Origin of the sequence: Blastochloris tepida (assembly GCF_003966715.1) — a bacterium.
In the GTDB taxonomy this organism is placed as follows: Bacteria; Pseudomonadota; Alphaproteobacteria; order Rhizobiales; family Xanthobacteraceae; genus Blastochloris; species Blastochloris tepida.
Map to the genome: position 1 here is coordinate 3170664 of NZ_AP018907.1, position 23483 is coordinate 3194146.

22 protein-coding genes and 1 tRNA gene are annotated in these 23483 nt (G+C 66.4%); 8 read left to right on the forward strand and 15 right to left on the reverse strand.

The annotated features are described in order from the left end of the window. Positions 1 to 5: 5 nt before the first annotated feature. Positions 6 to 1430, reverse strand: a complete 1425-nt coding sequence (locus BLTE_RS14360; protein WP_126401340.1) for a dihydrolipoyl dehydrogenase family protein — start codon at positions 1428 to 1430, stop codon at positions 6 to 8. 26 nt (positions 1431 to 1456) lie between these two features. Further along, positions 1457 to 2260 (reverse strand): TVP38/TMEM64 family protein, encoded by an 804-nt coding sequence (locus tag BLTE_RS18160; RefSeq protein ID WP_160140630.1) that lies wholly within the window; start codon positions 2258 to 2260, stop codon positions 1457 to 1459. 577 nt (positions 2261 to 2837) lie between these two features. Between BLTE_RS18160 and BLTE_RS14370 the strand changes: the two genes are divergently transcribed. Beyond that, a tRNA-Ala gene (locus BLTE_RS14370) sits at positions 2838 to 2913 on the forward strand. 229 nt (positions 2914 to 3142) lie between these two features. On the opposite strand, the gene BLTE_RS14375 is transcribed toward BLTE_RS14370, so the two are convergent. Beyond that, positions 3143 to 3598, reverse strand: coding sequence for a hypothetical protein (locus BLTE_RS14375; protein ID WP_126401342.1), 456 nt, complete (start codon positions 3596 to 3598; stop codon positions 3143 to 3145). A 312-nt stretch (positions 3599 to 3910) separates the two neighbouring features. Here BLTE_RS14375 and BLTE_RS18165 point away from each other — a divergent pair, with 312 nt between their 5' ends. Then, positions 3911 to 4075: a hypothetical protein gene (locus tag BLTE_RS18165; protein ID WP_160140631.1), complete on the forward strand. Its 165-nt coding sequence runs from the start codon at positions 3911 to 3913 to the stop codon at positions 4073 to 4075. Positions 4076 to 4251: 176 nt separating this feature from the next. Here the strand turns inward: BLTE_RS18165 and BLTE_RS14380 are convergent, their stop codons facing one another. Together BLTE_RS14380 and BLTE_RS18170 are read right to left on the reverse strand one after the other, a co-directional pair. After that, a complete protein-coding gene (locus tag BLTE_RS14380) occupies positions 4252 to 5328 on the reverse strand; it encodes an AAA family ATPase (RefSeq protein ID WP_160140632.1) in 1077 nt (358 codons plus the stop codon). 205 nt (positions 5329 to 5533) lie between these two features. Next, positions 5534 to 5701, reverse strand: a complete 168-nt coding sequence (locus BLTE_RS18170; protein WP_160140633.1) for a ribbon-helix-helix domain-containing protein — start codon at positions 5699 to 5701, stop codon at positions 5534 to 5536. Positions 5702 to 5768: 67 nt separating this feature from the next. On the opposite strand from BLTE_RS18170, the gene BLTE_RS14385 reads away from it, so the two are divergent. Together BLTE_RS14385 and BLTE_RS14390 are read left to right on the forward strand one after the other, a co-directional pair. Further along, entirely contained in the window at positions 5769 to 6092 is a 324-nt protein-coding gene (locus BLTE_RS14385) for a hypothetical protein (protein WP_126401344.1), read from the forward strand. 338 nt (positions 6093 to 6430) lie between these two features. Beyond that, positions 6431 to 6982: a recombinase family protein gene (locus BLTE_RS14390; RefSeq protein WP_126401345.1), complete on the forward strand. Its 552-nt coding sequence runs from the start codon at positions 6431 to 6433 to the stop codon at positions 6980 to 6982. Positions 6983 to 7080: 98 nt separating this feature from the next. Here BLTE_RS14390 and BLTE_RS14395 read toward each other — a convergent pair whose 3' ends face one another. The 5 genes from BLTE_RS14395 to BLTE_RS18715 form a co-directional block, all read right to left on the reverse strand. Beyond that, positions 7081 to 8469, reverse strand: a complete 1389-nt coding sequence (locus BLTE_RS14395) for a hypothetical protein (protein WP_126401346.1) — start codon at positions 8467 to 8469, stop codon at positions 7081 to 7083. 584 nt (positions 8470 to 9053) lie between these two features. Further along, complete coding sequence (locus BLTE_RS14400) at positions 9054 to 9383, reverse strand: hypothetical protein (protein ID WP_126401347.1); 330 nt, start codon at positions 9381 to 9383, stop codon at positions 9054 to 9056. Between the two features lie 11 nt (positions 9384 to 9394). After that, entirely contained in the window at positions 9395 to 10801 is a 1407-nt protein-coding gene (locus BLTE_RS14405) for a tyrosine-type recombinase/integrase (protein WP_126401348.1), read from the reverse strand. Positions 10802 to 11072: 271 nt separating this feature from the next. Further along, positions 11073 to 11714 (reverse strand): NUDIX domain-containing protein, encoded by a 642-nt coding sequence (locus tag BLTE_RS14410; protein WP_126401349.1) that lies wholly within the window; start codon positions 11712 to 11714, stop codon positions 11073 to 11075. Between the two features lie 35 nt (positions 11715 to 11749). Beyond that, on the reverse strand, positions 11750 to 12991 hold the full coding sequence (locus tag BLTE_RS18715) for a GumC domain-containing protein (protein WP_126401350.1): 1242 nt from the start codon (positions 12989 to 12991) through the stop codon (positions 11750 to 11752). Between the two features lie 274 nt (positions 12992 to 13265). On the opposite strand from BLTE_RS18715, the gene BLTE_RS14420 reads away from it, so the two are divergent. Together BLTE_RS14420 and BLTE_RS14425 are read left to right on the forward strand one after the other, a co-directional pair. Further along, complete coding sequence (locus BLTE_RS14420) at positions 13266 to 13694, forward strand: Hsp20 family protein (RefSeq protein WP_126401351.1); 429 nt, start codon at positions 13266 to 13268, stop codon at positions 13692 to 13694. A 30-nt stretch (positions 13695 to 13724) separates the two neighbouring features. After that, entirely contained in the window at positions 13725 to 13997 is a 273-nt protein-coding gene (locus BLTE_RS14425) for a BQ00720 family protein (RefSeq protein ID WP_126401352.1), read from the forward strand. Between the two features lie 51 nt (positions 13998 to 14048). Here the strand turns inward: BLTE_RS14425 and BLTE_RS14430 are convergent, their stop codons facing one another. From BLTE_RS14430 to murJ, 5 genes are all read right to left on the reverse strand, one after another. After that, complete coding sequence (locus BLTE_RS14430; protein WP_126401353.1) at positions 14049 to 14795, reverse strand: glucose 1-dehydrogenase; 747 nt, start codon at positions 14793 to 14795, stop codon at positions 14049 to 14051. A 215-nt stretch (positions 14796 to 15010) separates the two neighbouring features. Beyond that, positions 15011 to 15280 (reverse strand): glycine zipper domain-containing protein, encoded by a 270-nt coding sequence (locus BLTE_RS14435; RefSeq protein WP_244600005.1) that lies wholly within the window; start codon positions 15278 to 15280, stop codon positions 15011 to 15013. Between the two features lie 281 nt (positions 15281 to 15561). Continuing rightward, on the reverse strand, positions 15562 to 16299 hold the full coding sequence (gene truA, locus BLTE_RS14440) for a tRNA pseudouridine(38-40) synthase TruA (protein WP_126401354.1): 738 nt from the start codon (positions 16297 to 16299) through the stop codon (positions 15562 to 15564). Between the two features lie 304 nt (positions 16300 to 16603). Further along, positions 16604 to 17938, reverse strand: a complete 1335-nt coding sequence (locus tag BLTE_RS14445) for an NAD(P)/FAD-dependent oxidoreductase (RefSeq protein WP_126401355.1) — start codon at positions 17936 to 17938, stop codon at positions 16604 to 16606. A gap of 381 nt (positions 17939 to 18319) precedes the next feature. Beyond that, positions 18320 to 19879, reverse strand: a complete 1560-nt coding sequence (gene murJ, locus BLTE_RS14450) for a murein biosynthesis integral membrane protein MurJ (RefSeq protein ID WP_126401356.1) — start codon at positions 19877 to 19879, stop codon at positions 18320 to 18322. A 135-nt stretch (positions 19880 to 20014) separates the two neighbouring features. Here murJ and BLTE_RS14455 point away from each other — a divergent pair, with 135 nt between their 5' ends. Further along, complete coding sequence (locus BLTE_RS14455; protein WP_126401357.1) at positions 20015 to 21013, forward strand: adenosine kinase; 999 nt, start codon at positions 20015 to 20017, stop codon at positions 21011 to 21013. A 384-nt stretch (positions 21014 to 21397) separates the two neighbouring features. Continuing rightward, positions 21398 to 23320, forward strand: a complete 1923-nt coding sequence (gene dnaK, locus BLTE_RS14460; RefSeq protein WP_126401358.1) for a molecular chaperone DnaK — start codon at positions 21398 to 21400, stop codon at positions 23318 to 23320. The last annotated feature ends 163 nt before the right edge of the window (positions 23321 to 23483 follow it).

A 23483-nucleotide genomic window follows, 5' to 3' on the forward strand; every position in this document is an offset into this window, starting at 1 on the left:
CGGCATCATCCGAGCCCTTGCAGCACCCGGATGATGCCTTTCACCAGCCGACCGGTCAAACGCGGCGCGAAGAAGGCAATCGCCGCCCGCCGCGCGATTTCCGCCCGCGTCGGATAAGGCGCGATCAGTGCCGCGAAGCTGCGGATGTTCGCCCGCTGCGCCACCGCCAGCGCCCATGCGCCGATCATCTCGCCGGCATCGCGGCCGACGATCTCCACGCCCAGGATGCGGCCGCGCGCCGTCGTCACCACCTTGAGGAAACCCGCCGTGTCGCGCTCGGCCTCGGCGCGGTCGCTGGCGGAGAACGGCACGCGCACCACGCGCACGCCGCGGTGGCGCGATTGCGCATTCGCCTCGTCGAGCCCGACCTGAGCGACTTCCGGATCGGTGAAGGTGACGCGGGGAATGATGTCGGGATCGTAGTTCACCGGCAGGCGGAACAGGGCGCTGCGCACCACCAGACCGGCCTGCCAGCCGGCGGCGTGGGTGAACATGGCGCCGCCGATGACGTCGCCGATGGCATAGACGCGGCGGTTGGTGGTGCGCAGCCCGGCGTCCACTTGAATGCCTCGCGGCGAATGGGCGATGCCCGCTTGGTCGAGGCCGAGACCTTCGACATTCGGCCGGCGGCCGGCGGCGACGAGAAGATGCGAGGCCTCGAACGCAAAGCGCCGTCCCGCCTCCTCGACCTCGATTTCCACGCCATCCGCCACGCGGCGCACCGCGGCGACGCTCACCGGGCTTCGAATTTCGACGCCCTCGCGCCCGAGCGCAGCGAGCGCCACCTCGGCGCAGTCCGCCGCGTGCCCGGCGAGCGGGCGCGCCGTCTCCAGCACCGTCACCGCCGAGCCCAGCCGGCGGAACGCCTGCGCCAGCTCGCAGCCCACCGGCCCGCCGCCGATGATGGCGAGATGGCGCGGCAGCACGTCGAGAGACCAGATCGTATCGGTGGTGAGATGCGGCGTATCGGACAATCCCGCGATCGGCGGCAGCGCCGGCGACGATCCGGTGGCGATGACGAAGCGCCGCGCCGCGATCTCGGTCTCGCCCGCCGCCACAATGTCTGCGCCGACGAAGCGCGCGCCCGCGCGGATCACCGTGACGCCGAGCGCGGTGAACCGCTCCTCCGAATCGTTGGGCGCGATCGAAGCCTGCACGGTGCGCACGTGCGCCATCACCGCGCGGAAATCGACCGCGGGTTCGCCGGCCGCGATGCCGAACGTGCCGGCGGTGCGGATCGCCTGCGCCCGCTTCGCCGCCGCCAGCAACGCCTTCGACGGCACGCAGCCGGTGTTGAGGCAGTCGCCGCCCATCGCGTGGCGTTCGACCAGCACCACCGGCACGCCGAAGCCGGCAGCAGCGGCGGCGACCGACAGGCCGCCGGAGCCGGCACCGATGACGCAGAGATCGGGGGTGAGACGCGTTGCCATCGCGGTGCCGGGTCGGTTTGGCCGGATCAGCCCGGCCGCTTCGCCGCGTCCGGCCGGCGCGCGTGCCGCGCCAGGACCGGAAGCAGCGACAGCGCACCGAGCGCGACAAAACCGCCGATGAGTTCGGGGGTGAGGAAATCGGCGGCCGACAGCGTGACCTGGCAATCGGTGCCGCCGCGCGCCCGGCAGTCCTTGAGAGCGACCGCCTGATCCGCCAGCGGCTCGCCGAGCCCCGAGCCGATCACCGTGAACACCAGCGTTCCCGGCAGGATGCCGAGCAGCGTCGCGGCGACATAGGCCGACAGCCGCATGCCGGCGATCGCCGCCACCAGATTGACCATCCAGAACGGAAACGCCGGCACCAGCCGCAGGAACAAAAGATAGCTGAAGGCGTGCTGCCGGAAGCGCTCGGCAAGCCGCGCCGCACCGGGCCCGGCGGCGCGCACGAGATCGTCGCCGAGCGAGGTGCGCGCCAGCAGGAAGATCAGCGTGGCGCCGGTGGTGGCGGCAAAGGCGGACGCTGTGGTGCCCAGCGGCCAGCCGAACAGGAAACCGCCGGTCAGCGTCATCGCCGCCGCACCCGGCAGCGACAGCGCGACGATCGCGGCATAGACGGCGGCGAACACCGTGACCGACATCAGCGGGTGACGCGCCACGCTGTCGTCGATCCAGGCGTGATGGTCGACCAGCGCGGTGAAGGAGACATAGCGGTGGCCGCCGAACGCAAGGATCAGCGCCGATGCGGCAAGCACCAGGATGAACGGCAGACGGCGGCGCCAGCGGCGGAGCAGCGTCCCGCCACCCTCGGGTCCGCGCTCATCGATGCTCATCGGCAACCCAGGCGCGGCGTCATTGAACGGCTCCATCGTGCAGTGTGCGCCCCTCGCGCCAGATGACGCGCAGGCTCGCTCGGCAGAGCTGGGGGCGCTGTGCCGATTCGCTGGCAAGGTTCGTGTCTGGTTCGATCCAGGCCTGCGCGAATCTATAACAGGGTCATGCCGGCAAACGATGCGCCTGCGCGCCGCCTCACCGGCTTTTGAGGCGGTTCGGGCGCCCATTCGCGCCCTCTGGTTGTCGATAGCGCCCTGACCGCGCGATTGCGTGTACTGACGCGTCTTGCGGGCAACTCTTTCGGGTACGGAGCCGGTCTCGCCGAAAACCCTTGTTCGCCAACGGAATTTTCGGCGACCGGGCGTTCGCTCGGCGGCGCAGCCGGCCGGAAAGCGCATTCGGCGTGAATTTCGATGCGAAGGACGCTTGTGCTTGTCGTCGGTTTGTGGTTTCTCCGCCTCAGCGTCCGGCGAGTCACGCTCGACCGGAAGCGCCCGCATCGGTGACACATCCCATGGGGCCGCGGGGTCCGGGTCCGAAAGGCCTTGATCCGCAGGTTCCGCGCCGCTGCCAGGTGGGGCCATAGCTCAGTTGGGAGAGCGCTTGAATGGCATTCAAGAGGTCAGGGGTTCGACTCCCCTTGGCTCCACCAAATTTCTTTTGCTGGTAGATACCCCAGAAAATCCAAAGACTTAAGCGGGCAGCCCAACGGGCTGCGTACCCGGTAATGTACCCGAAGTGCGTACCCGGTTTGGTGGCGAGTCTGACGGGCGTGCCTGACGCTTTGACGCGACTCACAATGCGACACGTGAACCCCGGCTAGGCTAACGGACAACCGGCAGCTTCCGTTTCGTTAACGGGAGTGGCCGCAGTCCGGGCTGTCAGTCAGGTTCCGGAAGGTCGGTCGGCCAATAGCCCCGTCCTTCAATGTTCCTGAAGCGATCACTGAACCGCCACAAGATGGTTCCGAGGTTCTTAGACTTATCCTTGCCTGGAAGTAGCACTCCGCGCGACTCAATCGCAGTCACAAGCTCACCACGCGTCATAGGAATCCCCCGCTCTCCGAGAACCTCTCGGGCCAAGTCAGCGATTTGAGTGGGTGTTAAACCACTCCGCCTACGACGTTGTTTCGACTCCGCCTCCAGCAAAAACATTAACTGCGCACCCTCAGCTGGAGTTCCAGGGGGCTTTGATTTCAGGTCTTCATACAAGCGGATATAGCTCTCAACGGTGTTGAGCTGCCGCTTCATGATTTCGGCTTGCTGTTCGAGCGCACGCATCTGAGCGCGAAGTGTATCGCGCAGCTTCAGGGCGTCTTTGTACGAGCTGTCGTCCAACGTGAACCCCGGGGGCGTACCCATCAACCAACTCCAATATACGAGTGGCGACACACTCGCATAACACAAAACAGAGGAGAGGGTTAACGGAGTCCTTCCGAGGGGACTTGAGTTCCAACTCAAATTGCCCTAGGAGTCCAAAGACAAGAACGCCCCGACTCGCGGGGAGCGGGGCGTTCAAGAACTTCGACGTCAGGTCACGCGATCTGTCGTAGCGAAGACGCTCGCCGGATCTGACGCTTCATACGTGATGGCACCTCGTGTGTACGTCGGAGCCGGCGGGCGGTCAATAGCCAGATGAAAGGATTATCGATGGCCAAGACTGAGCCCCGCGACCCGCCGGACGACAGTTCCGGCTACGTTTTCCGTCCTTGGCGCAAGCTTCCGGACGGACGGATCCTCTGGGCAAGGGCCTATGGGCTGCGTGCGTGGAAGATCCCGATCGGCACCGACTACGACGACTCGTCGAGCAAGTGACGATATGACAAACGGGGCTGGGCCTTTATGGCCCGGCCTCTTCTTGGTTCACCATCATCGTCTAGAACAGCGATACGATGATGGCGATCTGGGCGGGCTTCCTACGGACGTGACACCTGCGGAGTGTCCCCGGGAGTAACTCACCGGAGACGATCTCTCGACATCACGAGGCCGCTTCAGTCGTCGCTATCGACGTCATCCGGGAGCGTTGCCGCTGTTGCCCGCTGTGTCATTGAAACGGCCTCCGTGGCGTCCTGGGCGTCGTCCGCAGACTTCGCCTTTCGCACCTCGCGAAAGATGCTGGCGGCCTCGTTCTTGTCGAGAAGCCCCATCCTCTCTGCCTTCTTGATGTCACCCGAGATAACGGACTGTGCGGTGCCCATTGCGGCGGCAAGATCGGCCTGTGATCCATATTCGCGGCTGCGGATCGCCTCCACGACATCTAGGAGCCGCTTCGGCGGGCCGGCTTCGTCCGCAAGTTCCCACCGGAGCAGATCGTTCTCGCTGACGAGTTTGATCCGCTTCATCTCGGCATCGGCACCGACGATTGAGCGGCCCTTCTCGAACATGAGGGCGAGCTCGACATTGCCCACGTCGTTCTCGTTAGCCCGCTGGACCTTAATGACGGAGTTCATGTTCTGGGTCATGCGGCTTGATCCGAGGTAGTCGCCACGCTTGCCGGCGTGGTGGACCACGACGACACCGATACGCTTGCTGCGGAGGCGGTTCAGGAACGGCTGCACCGGCAGCCACACCTCATCTTCCGAGATCGAGCCGCCGGTCACGAGAGAGCATAGGTTGTCGAGGAAGACGACGTCGGCTTGCTCTTGTTCGATAAGAAGTTCGTACCAAGCCTGCCCATCATCGTCGGCGAGGTCCGGGAGACCATTCTTAAGCCGGATGCCGGATACGAGGCGGAACTCTGGTGGCAGTTCGCCGCCCGAGAGGCGCCGGAGCCGGCCCTCGGTTTCCGCCGGGTCCATCTCGGCGTCGAAGTACAGGACACGCTTCGGCTCGGGGACCTGCCAGCCGAGAATCTCGCCGCCTTTCGAGATCGTCGTGGCCAAGGCATAGGACAGCATCGTCTTTCCGATGCCGGTCTTGCCGTACAGCATCGCCACATGACCAGCTGCAAGCCACGGCTCGATGATCGGCTCGGGGAGCTGAAATCCGCCGGCCAGAATGTCCGGTCCGGGTAGAACCAGGGGCAGGCCGTCGGTGGTCTTCATCAGGTCGCGGTCGATGAACGTCACGCGGGGATTCTCCATGTTCGTTGAGGCCGTCGAGGCGCACGCCCTCGCGGCCGCCGGACGATTGCTCGTGCCGGCGTTGGGTTGATCGTAGATGGTGCGATGATCCTTCCCGCCGTCGGGAGCAGCGGGAATCTTGATGAGCCAGCGCTTGTCGGAACACCGCCGGTGATCCCGGCGGCGTTCATATGATGGCGCGTTGGATCGCTTACTGCCGGCGCATGGTCATCGCCGTAAAGCGCAGGGCGTGCCGCACGCACGTCGACTGGTTGGCATGCTCGCCGCGGTCCCACAGCTTGTCGCGAATGGCCAGGAGCGCCTTCACGTCCTGTTGCGTGAGACGCACGGTAATGCGCGGATCAGCGGGGATCTTCACCGCGATCCTCCACGCTGGTGGGGAGTCGAGCGAGACCAAATTTCACTTGCATCGAAGACCATGCAAAATGGATTGCATCCGCCAGCGCTTCGTGAAGCGGCTGAACGTCGCCGCTTTCAAGGGCCTGGAGCTGCCGGAACTCCACGAGACGCTGAAAGTCGCCGGTGGTCAGATAGAGGTCGTCGTCCATGATTTCGGTTTCCGTTCATTGATGATGTTGGTGCTGGCCGCGACGGATCGTTCTCGAAGGACCGCTGTCCCGGGGTGCTCGGCTGTTCGCGAGGTGAGGAATCCGATCGCTGCGGTCGGCGCGGGTCAGGTGTCGTCAGCGCAAGCCGAGGCCGCGTTGGTGGCCACGGCATCGGGCGGTGCATGCGGCCTGGTTGTCTGACGAAAAGGAGCAGACAGTGGCGCGGACGCTCACGCCGCAAAGGAAGAAGTCCGTCTCCCTCCGCAACATGAACGCCGCGCCGTCGGCGACCGGCCGCCGCTCACTGTCGTGCGGTGCCGCCCGTCGGCCGATCCCTCGGGATCAGCGTGCCGGTCCCAAGGCGTTTTCTCCTTCAATAGAACGTAACAATCCGTCTGACTGGCGATCGGCGTCCATTGGAGTAGGGCCTATTGAGACGACCACGCCAGCGCTCAACGGCGTCCAATAGCATATAGCTTGACATTCTGGACGCTAACGACTCCAATGTCTGGATCCATTCGGACACCTGGAGCCGCGCCATGCTCATCGGATACGCCCGGACGTCGACCACCGAACAGGAGGCCGGGCTGGACGCCCAGCTTCGTGACCTGACCGCGGCCGGCTGCGAGCGGGTGTTCTCCGAACGGGTTTCATCGGTGGCGCCGCGGGCCGAGCTGGAGGCAGCACTGGCGTTCGTCCGCGATGGTGACACGCTGGTGGTGACCAAGCTCGACCGTCTCGCCCGGACCGTCACCAAGGCCTGGGAGGTCGTCGAGCGGCTGGAGGCCAAGGGCGTCGGCCTCCGCATCCTCAGCCTCGGTGGCGACACCGTCGACACCCGCAGCGCCACCGGGAAGCTGATCCTGACGATCTTCGCCGGCTTCGCCCAGTTCGAGCGCGAGATGATGCTGGAGCGACAGCGGGAGGGGATCACCAAGGCGAAGGCCGAAGGCCGCTACAAGGGCCGCAAGCCAACGGCACGGGCGAAGGCTGAGGAAGCCCGCCGGCTCCATGCCGAGGGCAAGACGATTACCGAGGTAGCGAAGGCACTCGGAATTGGCCGGGCAAGCGTTTACAGGGCCATAGCGTAAAGTGAGGCCCCAGCTCCGCGAACTGGCAGCAAAAGGTGACACTCACCCCGCGTTAAAGGCCATCATGTAACGCACTAATTTCATCCCTAATATAAATTTTAGGGTATTATATATAATATTGTGAAATTGAATAAATCGCTTATCATCTTAAATATACCGGCCACAGCTAATGGGGAGAAAGCTATTGATGTTATCGTAATAGAAATTGAAATTAATAATATTAAAAATATCGAGCGAGTGCGTCTAACGTTGGATGCCTCCAGTATGTCCCGACTAAACTGCATTTTAGTTGTCCAGCCCCTATGTGTCCACACCCAGGTAACTGTTGTAAATATAAAGCACAACCCAATCAATGACCCAAAATGCTCAGCAGCCAGATCGCTTAGGCGATTAAGTGCCGCAAAATGAGCCCGGTCTTCTGAGTTTATGCGTGGCTGGATTAGGATCGCGGCAATCGCAATCACGATTGCGAAAAAACTCAGAGTGAAAGAACGAATACCGGCTGCACGCGCAACATCAAGCGACTTCGTTCCCAGCTGAGTTTGTGAATGCGACAACAACTCTGATGCGCGCCCTTCCAGGGATTGCAGAAGTGCGTCATCGTTGAAATGGGGCATCTCGCTATATTTTTCGAGAAGCGCGGCTCGGCAGATTTCAGAAAAGCTTCTGCAGTAGGCATGAATTCCGATTGAACGATGGAAGGCGCCTGGGTCGGGGCACCGTTTCATTCTAATTATCGCGTAATGCAAAGAATAAATAATATTCTTCCGCCACTCTATGTCTCCAGGGCCCCTCTCCTGCAATATTAATATTGTGTCAGAATCAGCCCCATGGTGCTGATGTGCATGACAAATATCTCTAATAAAAAAATACGCCTGATCTGCGATCCATTTATCGAAGTCCTGGTCAAAATATTTCGCATAATCGACAGAAGCTAATCTTAGATCTGCGTCACGAAAATAAGGTTTAGAGAACCCAATCTCCCCAGTGCGCGTCAGCTTAAATTGTATTTTTATATCAGAGGTCTTGTCTAACTTGGAGAGCGCGTCTGCCATCCTTATCTGGGAGGCAGCTTGGCGATGGGGATCCGTCAAAAAACGAAGCTCGTTTAGTTCAGATATTGCTGGCCTAACAATAGAATTTCCAGAATTTTCAGCAATCCAATCTGACTTTGACTTGTAAATATAGATTGCTCCACGGAGTTCATCAGCACTACGCGGCCCCTCGACCGGATCAGCCGCAAAAACAAACCAGAACTCGCCGCTTATGCCACACAAATAATGAACTATGTCTTTGAAAAGGAGATCGCTCAGAAGCCTTTTCTGGCACGACAGTATAAATCTAAAATCTTTTGTTGAAACATTTGCATAATACGACTCGGCTGGATGTCTCGCCTCTCCAATATGCCTAAACGACAGACGCCCATTAACTGTGGGAATCCAGCCGATGTAGGGTAAGGTGACATCTGTAGCTTCAGCGGAAGACACGATTCAGCGTTTCATCAGAGAGGCGACCACAAATCTCAATCCGATTTTCTTTTTGTCTATAGATCATTCCTCCTCTAACCCGCCCATCAGGCACCCAATCATCGCTCGTTCGGGTTCTCCCCATTATCGCGTCAAGCTGAGTCCGAGCGCGAGCGGCGCTCTTTTTGCTTTCAGTGCGATCGGACCTGATTAAGCGCAGCGCGATGCTGAGTAAGGCTGCGGACAAGCAAAAACCTGCAGCCAAAATTATATATTGGAATGCTAGCACCGCAACCTCCAGTGCGAATCGCCGAAGTCAGGGTGAATCACGCGAGTCAAGGTGTAAAGCGTGGGAGTACCGAAAATGTGGAAAACTGGTCGTTGGCCGCACATACGGTAAACTGCAAGCTTCGGGGGCTTCCTGTCGCATACTGCATCCCGGAGAAGCAATCGCGTACATCACCAACGGCATAGCCTGACGCAGCGAGATCAGCGCCCCTCACTCCCATCGCGAAGGTGGGTAGAAGTGCGTGCGTCGACGGCGCGGAAAGCGGTGCCTCGGTTTTCGGGCAGGAAGGCCCGGGTACAGGGGGGAAGCTGGATGATCAGGACCACGATTGTGGCCCATGAATTTTTCCAGTGGAAAACCTCTCGGCGTGGAGGGTGTCTGTGGCTACCAAGCTGCTCAGTGCCGCAGCGATTTCTTCACAGAGCACCTGATGCTCGACGATTACGATGAGACGCGAATTCAAAGCAGGGCCGTTTGCCGCCACCTCAGCGGTGTTGCCTGTTCCTTGCACCCGCCTCCGCCTTTCTTTGCCGTAAGCTGGTAAACTAAGTTTTCGGTGCCGCCGCTCGCCAATTTCATTTCTCGCCATACTGCGCTTCGCGGCGAAGCGTCCGGATATCTCGCGAGCGATCATCGCCTTGTTCACCTCATGGAATTCTACTCGGCAGCGACAGCCATTTCCTCGGGCGGGCCGCAAGAATCCTCGGCCGGACCCGCCGGAAGGCTGACGGCCTCGACGCACACCCGAAGCTGCTCGAACTCCGGTCCGGCCGAATAGCGGCCGAGGGTCATTCCCGGCCGGGCATGCCCGACGACGGACGCGATGATGTGCTCTGCCTGCCCTGCCCGCTCCGCCTTGGTGATGAACCAGCGGCGGAAGGAGTGGAAATTGACGAGGGAGCGGCGACGCCCCGGCGCCTCGTCAGCGACCCCGACAGAGCGACGATAGGTGGTGAACGCGGTCGACGCCTTGAAGGATCGCTCGCGCTTTGACGTGGCCTTCTTCGGCGGCGGATATTCGGGGAACAGGTCGTCGGTGGGCGCCTTGCCCACGGTGCGCCGCGCGATGATCTCCTTCAGCGCCGAATGGATCGGCACGTAGCGCGGCTGCTTCTCCTTCTTCTGCGGCTTGAACTTGAAGGCGCCATCGGCGCAGTCGCCGATGCTCAGATCAACGATGGCATCCAGCCGGGCACCCGTCAGCGCCGCGATGCGCATCAGGTCGTGCATGGCCTGCGAGGCCGACCCCTGAAGCAACCGAGCCACCTCGGCGTCCGTGAAGCTGCGTTCCAGCTCGTTGTGCGGCGTCTTCGGCACCGGCAGCTTGAGGTCAGCCCACGGGTTTGTCTCGACGTGGCTGCGTTGCTTCAGCCACTTCCAATAGACGGACAGGCGATTGATGTACTTCTGAAGCGTCACCGGATGGCGGGAGCCGGCAACGGTGTGAAGTTCGTCCATGAATCGCGCCGCCACCTTGCCGGTGATGGCTTGCAGCATGGGGCTGACGCCCTTGTTCTTGCACCACGTCAGCAGGAACTTCATCGCCCGCTCGTCATCAGCCTTGGTGCGGCGCTTGACGGTGAGCTGGTCGAGGTAGGCTTGATGATGAAGCTCGATCGGCGTGGCCTCGCCCATTGCCATCTCGCGGAACGTCTCCGCCATCCTGAGCGCATTCGGATCATAGATCGGCACGGCGCGGTCGGCGTACTCGATGATCTCGATCGGCTCGCCCCGGATGTGGTCCACCTGTTCGTCGATCCAGTCGTCGATGCGCTCGATTTCCGAGGGCGTCACGGCCCGCGCCCGCTGCGCCGCGAGTTCGAGGGCTTCCCGGGTCATGCGGTGGCGGAGCGTGTTCGCGCCCTCGCGGTCGATCATGCCCTTCAACTCGGCGACGACCTGCCACTTCAGCGCGTTGGCGGTGGCCAAGCTGTCGGTGTGCAGCGGCCGCTTCAGGCGGGTTCCGAGCTTCTTGTGGAGGTGTCGTGGCACCGGAACGGTGACCCGCCACTTGCCGTCCTTCAGTTCGAGATAGCGGGTGTCAGCGGAGGAAGGTCGAGGCATGGAATCGTCAGTGCGTACCCGATCGTGCACCCGAAGTGCGTACCCGAGAGGCCCTGTTTTGTCTACCTATTCTGCGATATCAGGGGCTTAAAACCCCAGAATGGAGCCTCCCCTTGGCTCCACCAAAATCCACCTGATGTGACGATCCTCCCGATCCGATCCCGCCTCCCGATCCGATCCCGCGCTTGGCTGGACGACGCTCCGACCGGACGATCGTCTGGCGTGGCGAGTCGTCCGGCCCGCGTTTCGCTGTGCCGCCTCGTGGCAGCGCTCAACGCCCGGCCAGCCGGTCGAGCAGCCGGTCGAGCAGAAACTGCGACTTGACGTCCGGCATGCGGGCGAAGCGGTCCGGCCCGGCAAGCTCGGCGACCGGCACCTCGATGACGGTGATGAATTCGTGCTCATCGTCGCGGCCGCCGCCCTCGCCGCGGGTCGTGCCATCCACCTCGGCCAGGAAATAGGTCAGCCGCTCGGTGGAGACGCCGGGCATGCTCCACAGCGTGGCGATACGCTCCAGCGTGAGCGGCACGAGGCCGCATTCCTCCTCCAGCTCGCGCAGCGCGCAGGTCTCGGCGTCCTCGCCGGGCTCGACGCAGCCGGCGCAGGCCTCCAGCGTGTCGGACGCGCCCGAGGCGATCGCCACCGGCGCCCGGAACTGGCGCACCAGGAACACCGTGCCGCGCTGCGGATCGTAGGGCAGCACCGCCACCGCGTCGCCATGGTCCTCGATCTCGCGGGTGATCTCGCCGCCATCCGTCGTGGCGTAGCGGGCGATCAGGAAGCGCGCCCAGCCATCATGGACGCGCTCGGTGCGCAGCAGGCGGAAGCGGGATTCGGCGCGTCGGGGGTCGGCGACGACGTGGGTGTCGGCAACGTCAGACTCGGCAACTTCAGACTCGGTATTTTGGGCCATGCATGGGGCTCCGGTTCGAACCGTTGAAATAACGCCTATCGCCAGCGGCGTCCGCCAGCGGTGGCGAAGGCGGCGCCGACGCTGCAGCCGGCGGTGAGACCCAGCGCGAGCAGGGCGGCGGGCGGCAAGCCCTCGGGCCGCGCGGGCGGCACCGCGGCCGAGACCAGCCGGCCGGCCGGCCGCTCGACAGCGGGCGGGATTGCGGCTTCGGCGGCCTCGCGGCGGGCGAGGTCGAGCGCGGTGCGTGCGCGCTCGGCCGCCTGCTCCAGCGCCCGCAGCCGGGCAACCGCGTCGATCGCCGCAGTCAGGGCGGCGCGCTGGGTCTCGATCTCGGCCGACAGCGCCCGCTCGGCAGCCTCGGCGCGCGCCACATCCTGGCGGGCGGCGGCGGCAACGCGGGCGAATTCGCCGCGGATCTGGCCCTCGATCCGCCGTCGCTCGGCCCGCTGGGCCACCAGCCGCGGGTGGCGCGGCCCCAGCTCGGTGGCGGCGAGGCGCTCCAGCCGCTGGGCCTCGGCAAGTTCGCCGCGCAGCGACGCGATAATGGGCGAGCGCACCACCTCGGGCACGGTGTCGGGATCGGCGCCGGACGCGGCGAGCCGCTCGATCTGGGCGAGGCGAACCCGCTCCTCGGCGGTGCGCACCCGCGCCAGCGACAGGCGCGCCTGCAGGTCGGCAAGCTGGGACGGCTCGACGGCCGGGCCGCCGATGGCGGCGGCGATGCCGGTTTCGGCGCGGGCGCGGTCGAGCTGCGTCTCGGCCTCGCGCAGTGCCTGCGTCAGGCGGTCGAGCCGGTCCGCCACTGCCGTATCGGGCCGTGCCGGTGGCGGCGGGGCCGGCAGATCGGCAAGCGCCAGCAACGCCTGGGCCGCGGCATCGGCCAGCCGTGCCGTCTCTGTGGCCTCGTCGCCGGTGGCGGTGATCACCAGCCGCTCGCCGGTCCGCCGCGCGGCGAGGCGCGCCTGGAGGCGGGCCAGGGCCTCGGACCCTGACGCTTCGTCGGGCGCCAGCGCCCTGGCTGCAACCCGCAGCACCGGCTCGGAGGCCAGCGCGTCCTCGGCCAGCGCGGCGGCGGCCGGCGACGGCAGCGCGAGTTCGGCGCTGGCACGATAGCGCGGCGGCGCAAAGACCAGCACGGCCAGCGCGATCAGCACCCCGACCAGCCCGCACGCCAGCACGAGCGCAAGGCGCTGCAGCGCCACGCCGGACGGCCCCGGACCACCGCCCGAGGCGCCCCGGCCTGCCGTCTGTCCGCCCGCCTGCGCCACGAACGCCATGCTGCGACCCGTCCTTCTCCGGCCCGGCCGCCCCCGCCCGGTGCTCCCGGCGCCGGCCGGCCCGATGGCCATAGTCTTTAGCATACATGGCAATTTGACGCCGGCAGGCCGGCGTCGGCCGGCCGGGAAAAGCCACGCCCTTGCGGGGGGCGGCGCGGGTGTCCATATCTGCGACATGGCGCCCGGTTGTCCGCAGGATTGACCGGGCGGGCAGGCGGGGTGCCGCTCAAGGCGGGCCTCGCGGTCGAAGTCGCTTCACGAGGGCTTTGAGACCATGTCCCGTGTATCGTCCCTGTCGAGCCCCTTTCTGCTCGGCTTCGAAGAGATCGAGCGGGTTCTCGATCGCGTCAGCAAGGGCGCAGACGGCTATCCGCCGTACAATATCGAACGCCTGCCGCGCGATGCGGCGGGAGCGGATCGGCTGCGCATCGTGCTGGCGGTCGCCGGCTTCACGCGCGACCAGCTCGACGTGTCGCTGGAAGAGAACCAGCTCGTCATTCGTGGCCGGCAGGTCGATGCCGACGATGGCCGCGTCTATCTGCACCGCGGCATCGCGGCCCGGCAGTTCCAGCGTGCGTTCGTGCTGGCGGAGGGCATCGAGGTGCTCGGCGCGGATCTGAAGAATGGCCTTCTCACGGTCGATCTCGTTCGGCTGGAGCCGGAACGGATCGCGCGGCGAATTGCCATCGCTTCGGACGAGTGAACCGGTCTCGACAACGAACAGGAGTCGGGAATGACCAACGATACCGAAACAACCACGGAAACCGGCGCTCTGATGAGTGCGGAGGCGTTTGCGCTGCTCGGCGGCGGCCAGCTTGCCTATGTCAAGCCGATCCGCTCCGAAGACGTGAAGGCACTGTTTCCCAAGGCGCCGTCGATCGAGCCGGGCCTTATGCTGTTTGCGCTGCATGGCGCGGACGGCACGCCGATCATGCTCGCCGACTCGCGCGAGGCGGTGGTGGCCAACGCGATTCAGAACGAGCTGCAGGCCGTCAGCGTGCACTGACTGAAGACGAGAGCTCCGGCCGTTCCGCCGGAGTTCTCGCCGAACCCGCGGTCAAATGCACCGCCCGCCATCGACCTCCAGCACCACGCCGGTGAGGAAGGACGCCTCGTCCGAGCACAGAAACAGCGCGGCATTGGCGATGTCCTGCGGGCTCGACAGCCGGCCGAGCGGTACGCTGGCGATGAATTTGGCGCGCGTCTCGGGCGTATCCTGCCCCATGAAGCTGGCGAGCAGCGGCGTCTCGCCGACCACCGGCGCCAGCGCGCAGACCCGGATCCTCTGCGGCGCCAGCTCGATCGCCATCGATTTGGTGAGCGTGTGCACCGCGCCCTTCGTGCCGTTGTACCAAGTGAGGCCGGGCCGCGGCCGGATGGCGGCGGTCGAGCCGATATTGAGGATCATGCCCGATCCCTGGGCCTGGAACACCGGCACCACGGCGTGGGCGAACAGGAAGATCGACTTCACATTGACCGCGAACAGGCGGTCGAACTCGGCCTCGCCGACCTCCAGCATCGGCCGGTTGTGATGGGTGATGCCGGCATTGTTGACGACAATGTCGACCCGACCGAACGCGTTGCGGGTGTGCGCGATCGCCGCCTCGACATCGGCCGCCTTGGCGACGTCGGCGGCGACGGCGATGGCGGACGGACCGATCCGCTTCGCCACGGACTCGGCCGCGGAGGTGTTGATGTCGAGCACCGCCACCTTGGCGCCTTCGCGCGCGAAGGTCTCGGCGATCACCTTCCCGAAGCCCGATCCGCCGCCGGTGACGATGGCGGCCTTGTCACGCAGACGCATGAAACGCTCCCACATACGGTGTCGGTTGATCCACACGGATCCCGGAAACAGTCTCGCCGAAAATTCCTTGACCGAAAGGGGATTTTTCGGCGGCCCGGCCGACGGTTCCGGCTGATCCGCACCGACCCCGGAAACGGTCTCGCCGAGAATCCCGGTTCGAAACCGGAATTCTCGGCGAGCGGAATATGGCGTTCCGGCTTCCACCGGAAACCGTATCAGTTGCGGTAGCAGATCGTCCGCTGATAGCGCCGCGACCAGTAGCAGCGCTCCGGCGTGGTGGCCGCGCCGATCGCCGCACCCGCGACCGCGCCGATCGCGCCGCCGGCCAGCGCGCCGCCGCCGGTGCCGGTCGCCGCAGCGCCGATCGCCGCCCCGGTTCCGGCACCGATGAGGCCGCCGGCCACGGCGCGATCCCGCGACGAATACTGGCTGCATCCCCCCAGAGCCAGAGCGATGGCTGAAGCCACGAGAATCTTCTTCATCATCGTTCCCCTTTGTTGCCGTTCAGGTCCACACAGAACCGCAGTGCAGGATCAAATTTTTCCGATCGTGATCCTGCATCCAATCATCGCCGGCAATCCTTGCCATCAATTTTGTCGCGAACTTTGGCGCACCCATCGTTTCGATCCTTGGTTAAAATGTGTCGGCATCGCGTGGATGCACTTTCTGGTTTTGTCGCCGGCGATGTGTCCTTGAGGCCGGAGTCAGGCTCGCCCCCTTGAACTCGCGTACGCCAACTCGCCGACGCGCGATCCGGTTCCCGGTATCAATAGTCGACCGCTGTCAGATAGAGCCCGTCGGGCGGCGCCATCGGGCCGCAGCGGGCGCGTTCGCGGGCATCGAGCGCCGATTTGAGGTCATGGGGCGTCCACTTGCCCTGGCCGACCAGCACCAGCGAGCCGGTGATCGACCGAATCTGGTGGTGCAGGAAGGAGCGCGCCGAGGCCTCGATCGTCAGCTCCTCGCCGTCGCGGGCGACCGCAAGGCGGTCCAGCGTCTTGACCGGGCTCTTGGCCTGGCACTCGGCGGCGCGGAAGGTGGTGAAGTCGTGCCGGCCGACCAATAGCTGGGCGGCGGCGTGCATCGTCTCCGCATCGAGCGGGCGGATGACGTGCCAGGCGCGGGCCCGCAGCACGGTGAGCGGCGCCCGGCGATTGACGATGCGATAGCGATAGTGCCGCTGTCGCGCCGACAGGCGGGCATTGAAATCGTCGGCGACCCGCGCCGCGGCCAGCACCGCCACCGGGTGCGGGCGCAGATGCGCATTCAAGCCGTCGCGCAGCGTGTCCGGCCGCCAGTCGCGCGCAAGATCGAGATGGGCGACCTGCCCCAGCGCATGGACGCCGGCATCGGTGCGCCCGGCGCCGGTCGGCCGCACCCGCTCGCCCGACAGCGCGAACACCGCATCCGCCAGAACGCCCTGCACGCTGGTGCCGGCGGCCTGCACCTGCCAGCCGACGAACGGGGTGCCGTCATATTCGATGGTGAGGCAGAACCGAGGCATCGCGCCCTTCGCACGGTTTCCGGGCGACAAACTCGGGGCGGTCCTCGGGGCGGTCAACGCCGGTGAGCCGCGCTCCCTTCCCCTCTCCCCTTGCGGGAGAGGGTGCCGAGCGATCTTAAGATCGCGAGGCGGGTGAGGGGTGGGTTCTCAGGCCGGCCCCCTCCCCCGGCTCGACATCGCTTCGCTCGGTCTCTCCCCCCTCTCCCGCAAGGGGAGAGGGAAGAAAGAAGCCGCGCCGATCACGCTGCGCCGATCACCCGGAAACCGTATGGGCCCGGACACACCGTCCGGGCCGATGCCCGGATCAGGCGACCTCGCGGCTGTCCTGCCAGCGAAGGAACGCCACGGCCAGCGGCGTCGCCGCCTTGGCCAGCGACTGATAGGGCACCACGGTCGGCGGCCCGAACGGCAGAGCGATGTCCTGGTCGGGCGTTCCGGTGACGGCGCGCGCCAGTTCGCGGCCGACCGACAGCGCCAGCGCCACGCCGCGGCCATTGCAGCCGGTCCAGCCCACCGCATCGGGGCCGAGCCTGTGGAAGCGCGGGAAATGGTCGGGCGTCACCGCGATGCGGCCGTTCCAGACATAGTCGAAGCGCACGTCGTCGAACACGTCCGGGAACAGGCGCTGCAGGCGGCGGGTGATGTGGGTCTTCAGGTTCCAGGCGCCGCTGAGCGGGTTGGCGAGCGCGCCCCCGGTGACCAGACGGCCGCGGGCATCCCAGCGCATGAAATGCGGATCGAGATGGGTGTCGGTGAGCGCATGGCGGCGCGGCAGCACCGCCTGCTGCACCGAGGCGGGCATCGGCTCGGTGGCGATCTGCCACGACAGCACCGGCAGGATCTCGCGGCGGATATGGGTGGCCGGGGTGCCCATCAGCGAGGCGAACTCGCCAGTATAGGCGTTGGTGGCGAGGATCAGCGCGCGGGCGGTGATCCGGCCGCCCTTGGTGTCCACCACCCAGCGGTCCTCGTCGCGGCGGATGCCGTAGGCCGGCGAGTTGGCGTAGATGCGGCCGCGGGCGACCGTCACCGCCTGGGCGAGGCCGCGCGTCAGCGCCAGCGGATTGACGTGGCCGCCCGAGCGGTTCAGCCAGCCGCCGAACCACGCGTTCGAGCCGGTGAGCTGACGCACCTGATCGCTGGTCAGCAGTTCGACCGGGGCGCCCCGCTTCGCCCACTGCTCGACGCGGCTCTCGACCTGCCGCATGCGGCCGTCCGAGTGGGCCGGCTGGAGCCAGCCGGTCTGCTGGGCCTCGGCGGCGATGCCGAGGCGGGAGACGGTGTTGAACAGATGCTGGGCGCTGTTGCGCAGCAGGCCGACGAACCGCTCGCCAGCCTCGCCTTCGCGGGCGACGATGTCGTCGGGATCATGGAACGGGAGGGTGGGAATGACCTGCCCGTTGTTGCGGCCGGCGGCGCCCCAGCCGGGCTCGGCCGCCTCGATCACCGCCACGTTGTGGCCGGCCTCGGCGAGGTGAAGCGCCGCCGCCAGACCGGAAAGGCCGCCGCCCACGACGACGACATCCGCCTCGGCCTCGCCGTCAAGGGTGCGATAGGTGGGCCCGCCGGCCGTGACCGCCGCCCAGAGGGATTTCGGAAACGCCACGCCGGGGCGGGCTGCCTGTCGGTTCGCAGTCATCTGCCTCTGTCCACAAACTGTCCTGTGCTTACCAAGGCCGGGGGTCATGGTTCGCGGGTCATGAGCCGGGGATCATGCGGCGTGCTAGCACGTATTTCTTATCAACGGCATACCGATCTTTCGTGATCTTCCGCCCGCGGCGCCCAAATTCTCCGCACACCTGCTGCGGCCAGGAACTCGCGGGAGTCTCAAAGCGCTTCGCAACGCCCGCAATCGAGCCCTTCCCTCATGCGGCGACCGGCCACGAAACTGCGGCATGGCGGTCAACAAACCCTGCCCGAACGGGATCCGCCCGGCCGGAACCTGCCGGAACGGTCAAATATTAATGAATCCCCCGGCGACGACAACCTTGCGGCAGCCGGCGCGGCCGGTGACGCAGGCTCAGGTCCGCCCGCCGCGAAGGCCGGAAAGCCGCGCGAGGTCGAAGGCGCCCATCGCCTGGACGGCCGCGGCATAGACCGCGCCGCCGCAGCCGATGAGGGCCGCGAGCGCCAGCACCCGCGCCGCCGTGCCGCCCGCGAGAAGGCCCGCCGCCAGTTCCCGCACCAGGGCGAGGGCGAGCGCCATCAGCGCCGCGGCGGCAGCCACCTTGGCCAGCGTGCGCGGCGTCGCCGGATCGAGCCGCAGCCGGCCGCGCCGCGCCTCGATGGCGGCGAGGCTTGCCGCATTGACCCAGCCCGATGCGGCCATCGCCGCCGCCACACCGGCAGCGCCGAACGCCGGCAGGAGCAGCAGGCCACCGGCGACCGCCACGCCGAGCCCGGCGAGCGCGGTCATCATCGGCGTCGCGGTGTCGTTGTGGGCGTAAGAGCCGGCGGCGAACACCTTCTCCAGCACGTGGCCGGGCAGGCCGAAGGCCAGCGCCGCCAGCACCGCGGCGGTGGCGGCACTGTCCGCAGGCCCGAAGGCACCGCGCTCGAACAGGGTGCGGGCGATCGGGTCGGCCAGCAGCACCAGCCCGACTGCGGCCGGCAGCGCCAACCCGGCGGCGAACTCGATCGCCCGCGACTGGGCGCCGATCAGAGCCGCGCCATCGGCGGCACGGGCGTGGGCGGCGAGCACCGGCACCAGGACGCCGGCGGCGATGGCCGAGACGATGCCGAGCGGCAGCTCGTAGAGCCGGTCGGCATACCAGAGGTAGGAGGCCGCACCGGGCACGCCCGAGGCGATGGCCACCGCGGCGAAGAACTTGATCTGCGGAATGCCGGCGGCGATGAGCCCCGGCCCGGCGCGGCGGAAGAAGCGCCTTATGTCCGGCCCGGCATCGACGCTCGGCCGGTCGAGCGGCCGCGCCGGCAGCCGTGCGGCGGCAAGCCCGACCAAAGCGAGCTGAACGAGCCCGGCCACGAGCACCGCCAGCGCCAGCAGCGTGCCTGCCGCCGCGCTCTCGGCCAGGCCGGCGAAGAGCGCCGCCGCGAGGGCTGCGATCATCACCAGATTGAAGGCGATCGGCAGCGCGGCGGCGGCCCCCACCCGGCCATTGGCGTTGAGCACCCCGGCCAGCACCGCCACCAGCCCGGCCAGCACGACATAGCCGACCGTCCAACGCGCCCAATCGACGGCGAGCGCGAAGCGGGCGTCCTGCGGCGCGAAGCCCGGCGCGATCAGCCCGACCACCTGCGGCATGAGCAGGACAACGAGCGCCACGAGCCCCACGAGCAGCGCCGCCAATGTGCCGAACACCCGGGAGGTGAAGGCGCGGGCGGCGTCCGGCCCGGCCTCGGCCCTGAGCGTCAGCCACGCCGGCACGAAGGCGGCGTTCAGCGCGCCCTCGGCCAGCAGGCGGCGCGCGAGGTTGGGCAATTGGAAGGCGGCGACGAAGGCATCGGCGAGCGGCCCCGCCCCCAGCACCGCCGCCATCATCGCATCGCGCACGAAGCCGAGCACGCGCGAGACCAGCGTGGCGGCGCCGACGGACGAGACCTTGCGCAGGAGGGACATGCGATTCGCTTTCGCTGGACCCTAACCGGCGAAGATGAAGCCGTCATGGGGACCGGTGTTCCTGGGGAGCGGCGTTGCGCCGAGCCGGAGGCGATGCTAGGCCGCGGCCGCCCTTCTCAGCGCGGATCCCATCCCATGACCCTTCGCTACGACGTCCTCGGTCTCGGCAACGCCATCGTCGATGTGCTGTCGCGCTGCGAGGAGGACTTCCTCACCGCCCACACGATGGCCAAGGGCGCGATGACGCTGATCGACGAGGCCCGCGCCGAGGCGATCTATGCGGCGATGGGGCCGGCGATCGAGGTCTCCGGCGGCTCGGCCGCCAACACCATCGCCGGCATCGCCGCGCTCGGCGGCCGCGCCGCCTTCGCCGGCAAGGTGAAGGCGGACGGGCTCGGCGCCACCTTCCGCCACGACATCCGCTCGCTCGGCGTCGCCTTCGACACGCCGGCCGCCGCCGACGGCCCGGCCACCGCGCGCTGCTTCATCCTGGTGACGCCGGACGGCCAGCGCACCATGAACACCTATCTCGGCGCCGCCCAGGATCTGGCGCCCGGCGACATCGACCGCGACATGGTGGCGGCCTCGGCGGTGACCTATCTCGAAGGCTATCTGTGGGATCCGCCGAACGCCAAGGAGGCGTTCCGGGCGGCCGCCGCCTACGCCCATGAGGCAAAGCGCCACGTGGCGCTGACGCTGTCGGACGCGTTCTGTGTCGACCGCTGGCGCGACGAGTTCCTGCACCTGCTGCGCTCCGGCACCGTCGACATCGTGTTCGCCAACGAGGCCGAGCTGCACGCGCTCTACCAGACCGCCGACTTCGCCACCGCGCTGGCGGCGATCCGCCAGGACGCCAAGCTGGCGGTGGTGACGCGCAGCGAGAAGGGCGCGGTGGTGCTGAATGCCGCGGACCCGGTCGAGGTGCCGGCCATGCCGGTGGAGCGGGTGGTCGACACCACCGGCGCCGGCGACCTGTTCGCCGCCGGCTTCCTGCACGGCTTCGCCCGCGGCTTCGACCACGCCACCTCGGCCCGGCTCGGCGCGATGGCGGCGGCCGAGGTGATCTCGCACATGGGCGCGCGCCCCGAGGCGAACCTGCAGGCGCTGGCGGCGGAGACCGGCTTGCCGGTATGATGAGTCTCCGGCTCACCGCTTCGGGAGGCCGGAACCGATTTCGCCGAAAACCCCTTATTCGATAACGGGGTTTCCGGCGAGCCGACGACGGCGCGACGGCCTGATCGGCCGCAAGCCGTACGATCGTCCTGCCGTGCCGGGGCACATCGGCGCGGGAGCGCGGGCCGGGGGGCGCGACAGATATTCCGTGGCCGGAACGGTGGACGAACCGCCCCGGCGACGCCTCTTGTGGGCTTTACACCCGCTCCTTATATAGCCGCCGAACCCTTGAGGGGCCGCGCTTTGGTGGGCCGCGGCGGGGCGAAACGGCCGCTTCGCGACTTCACCAGCATCCGGGTGCTCATAAAGGCCCGGCCGGCCCGCTGCAGAAGGAAGGCTACCGCAATGTCGAAAGTCATCGGCATCGACCTCGGCACCACCAATTCCTGCGTCGCGGTCATGGAAGGCAAGACGCCGAAAGTGATCGAGAACGCTGAAGGCGCGCGCACCACGCCTTCGATCGTCGCCTTTACCGACGACGGCGAACGCCTCGTCGGCCAGCCGGCCAAGCGCCAGGCCGTCACCAATCCGGAGCGGACGTTCTTCGCGGTGAAGCGCCTGATCGGCCGCCGCTATGACGACCCGATGGTCGAGAAGGACAAGAAGCTCGTCCCCTACAAGATCGTGCGCGCTGGCAATGGCGACGCCTGGGTCGAGGCCGACGGCAAGAGCTATTCGCCCTCGCAGATCTCCGCCTTCACGCTGCAGAAGATGAAGGAGACCGCCGAGGCCTATCTCGGCGCCAAGGTCGACAAGGCGGTGATCACCGTTCCGGCCTACTTCAACGACGCCCAGCGTCAGGCCACCAAGGACGCCGGCAAGATCGCCGGCCTCGAAGTGCTGCGCATCATCAACGAGCCGACCGCGGCGGCGCTGGCCTACGGCCTTGAGAAGAAGGGCAACGGCACCATCGCCGTCTACGACCTCGGCGGCGGCACCTTCGACATCTCGATCCTCGAGATCGGCGACGGCGTGTTCGAGGTGAAGTCGACCAATGGCGACACCTTCCTCGGCGGCGAGGACTTCGACATGCGCCTCGTCGGCTATCTCGCCGATGAGTTCCAGAAGGAGCAGGGCATCGACCTGCGCCGCGACAAGCTGGCGCTGCAGCGCCTCAAGGAGGCCGCCGAGAAGGCCAAGATCGAGCTCTCCTCGACCTCGCAGACCGAGATCAACCTGCCGTTCATCACGGCCGACGCCTCGGGCCCGAAGCACCTGACCATGAAGCTCACCCGCGCCAAGTTCGAGGCGCTGGTCGACGACCTGATCCAGCAGACCGTCGAGCCGTGCCGGCGCGCCCTGAAGGATGCCGGCCTCACCGCCGGCGAGATCGACGAGGTGGTGCTGGTCGGCGGCATGACCCGCATGCCGAAGGTCCAGGAGGTGGTGAAGCAGTTCTTCGGCAAGGAGCCGCACAAGGGCGTCAACCCCGACGAGGTGGTGGCGATCGGCGCGGCGATCCAGGCCGGCGTGCTGCAGGGCGACGTGCGCGACGTGCTGCTGCTCGACGTGACCCCGCTGTCGCTGGGCATCGAGACGCTGGGCGGCGTGTTCACCCGCCTCATCGACCGCAACACCACAATCCCGACCAAGAAGAGCCAGGTGTTCTCGACCGCCGAGGACAACCAGAACGCGGTGACCATCCGCGTCTTCCAGGGCGAGCGCGAGATGGCGGCCGACAACAAGATGCTCGGCCAGTTCGACCTGATGGGCATTCCGCCGGCACCGCGCGGCATCCCGCAGATCGAGGTGACGTTCGACATCGACGCCAACGGCATCGTCAACGTCTCGGCCAAGGACAAGGGCACCGGCAAGGAGCAGCAGATCCGCATCCAGGCCTCGGGCGGCCTCTCCGACGCCGACATCGAGCGCATGGTCAAGGACGCCGAGTCGCACGCCGCCGAGGACAAGAAGCGGCGCGAGGCGGTGGAGGCCAAGAACCAGGCCGACGCGCTGGTCCACTCGACCGAGAAGTCGCTGGCCGACTACGGCTCCAAGGTGGCCGAGACCGACCGCAAGATGATCGAGGACGCGCTGGCCGACCTCAAGACCGCGCTCAAGGGCGACGACGCCGAGGCCATCAAGGCCAAGGCCAACACGCTGGCCCAGGTGTCAATGAAGCTCGGCGAGGCGATGTATGCCGCGAGCCAGGGCGATGCCGGCGGGCCGGGTGCGGGCGCCGGTGCCGGCGCAGGCAAGCAGGACGATGTGGTGGACGCCGAGTTCACCGAGGTCGACGACGACAAGAAGAACAAGAAGTCGGCCTGACCGCAGGAGACCGGACCATGGCCCCCGTCCTCGACGCCGGCATTCGGCTTCCAGGGGACGGGGGCCTTTCCCCGTTATCTGTCGCATTCGGCCGGCGCATCTCGAAAGGGGATGCGCCGTGCGCGTCCTTAAGGGGCGGTGCGCACCATGCATGGCACTGAAA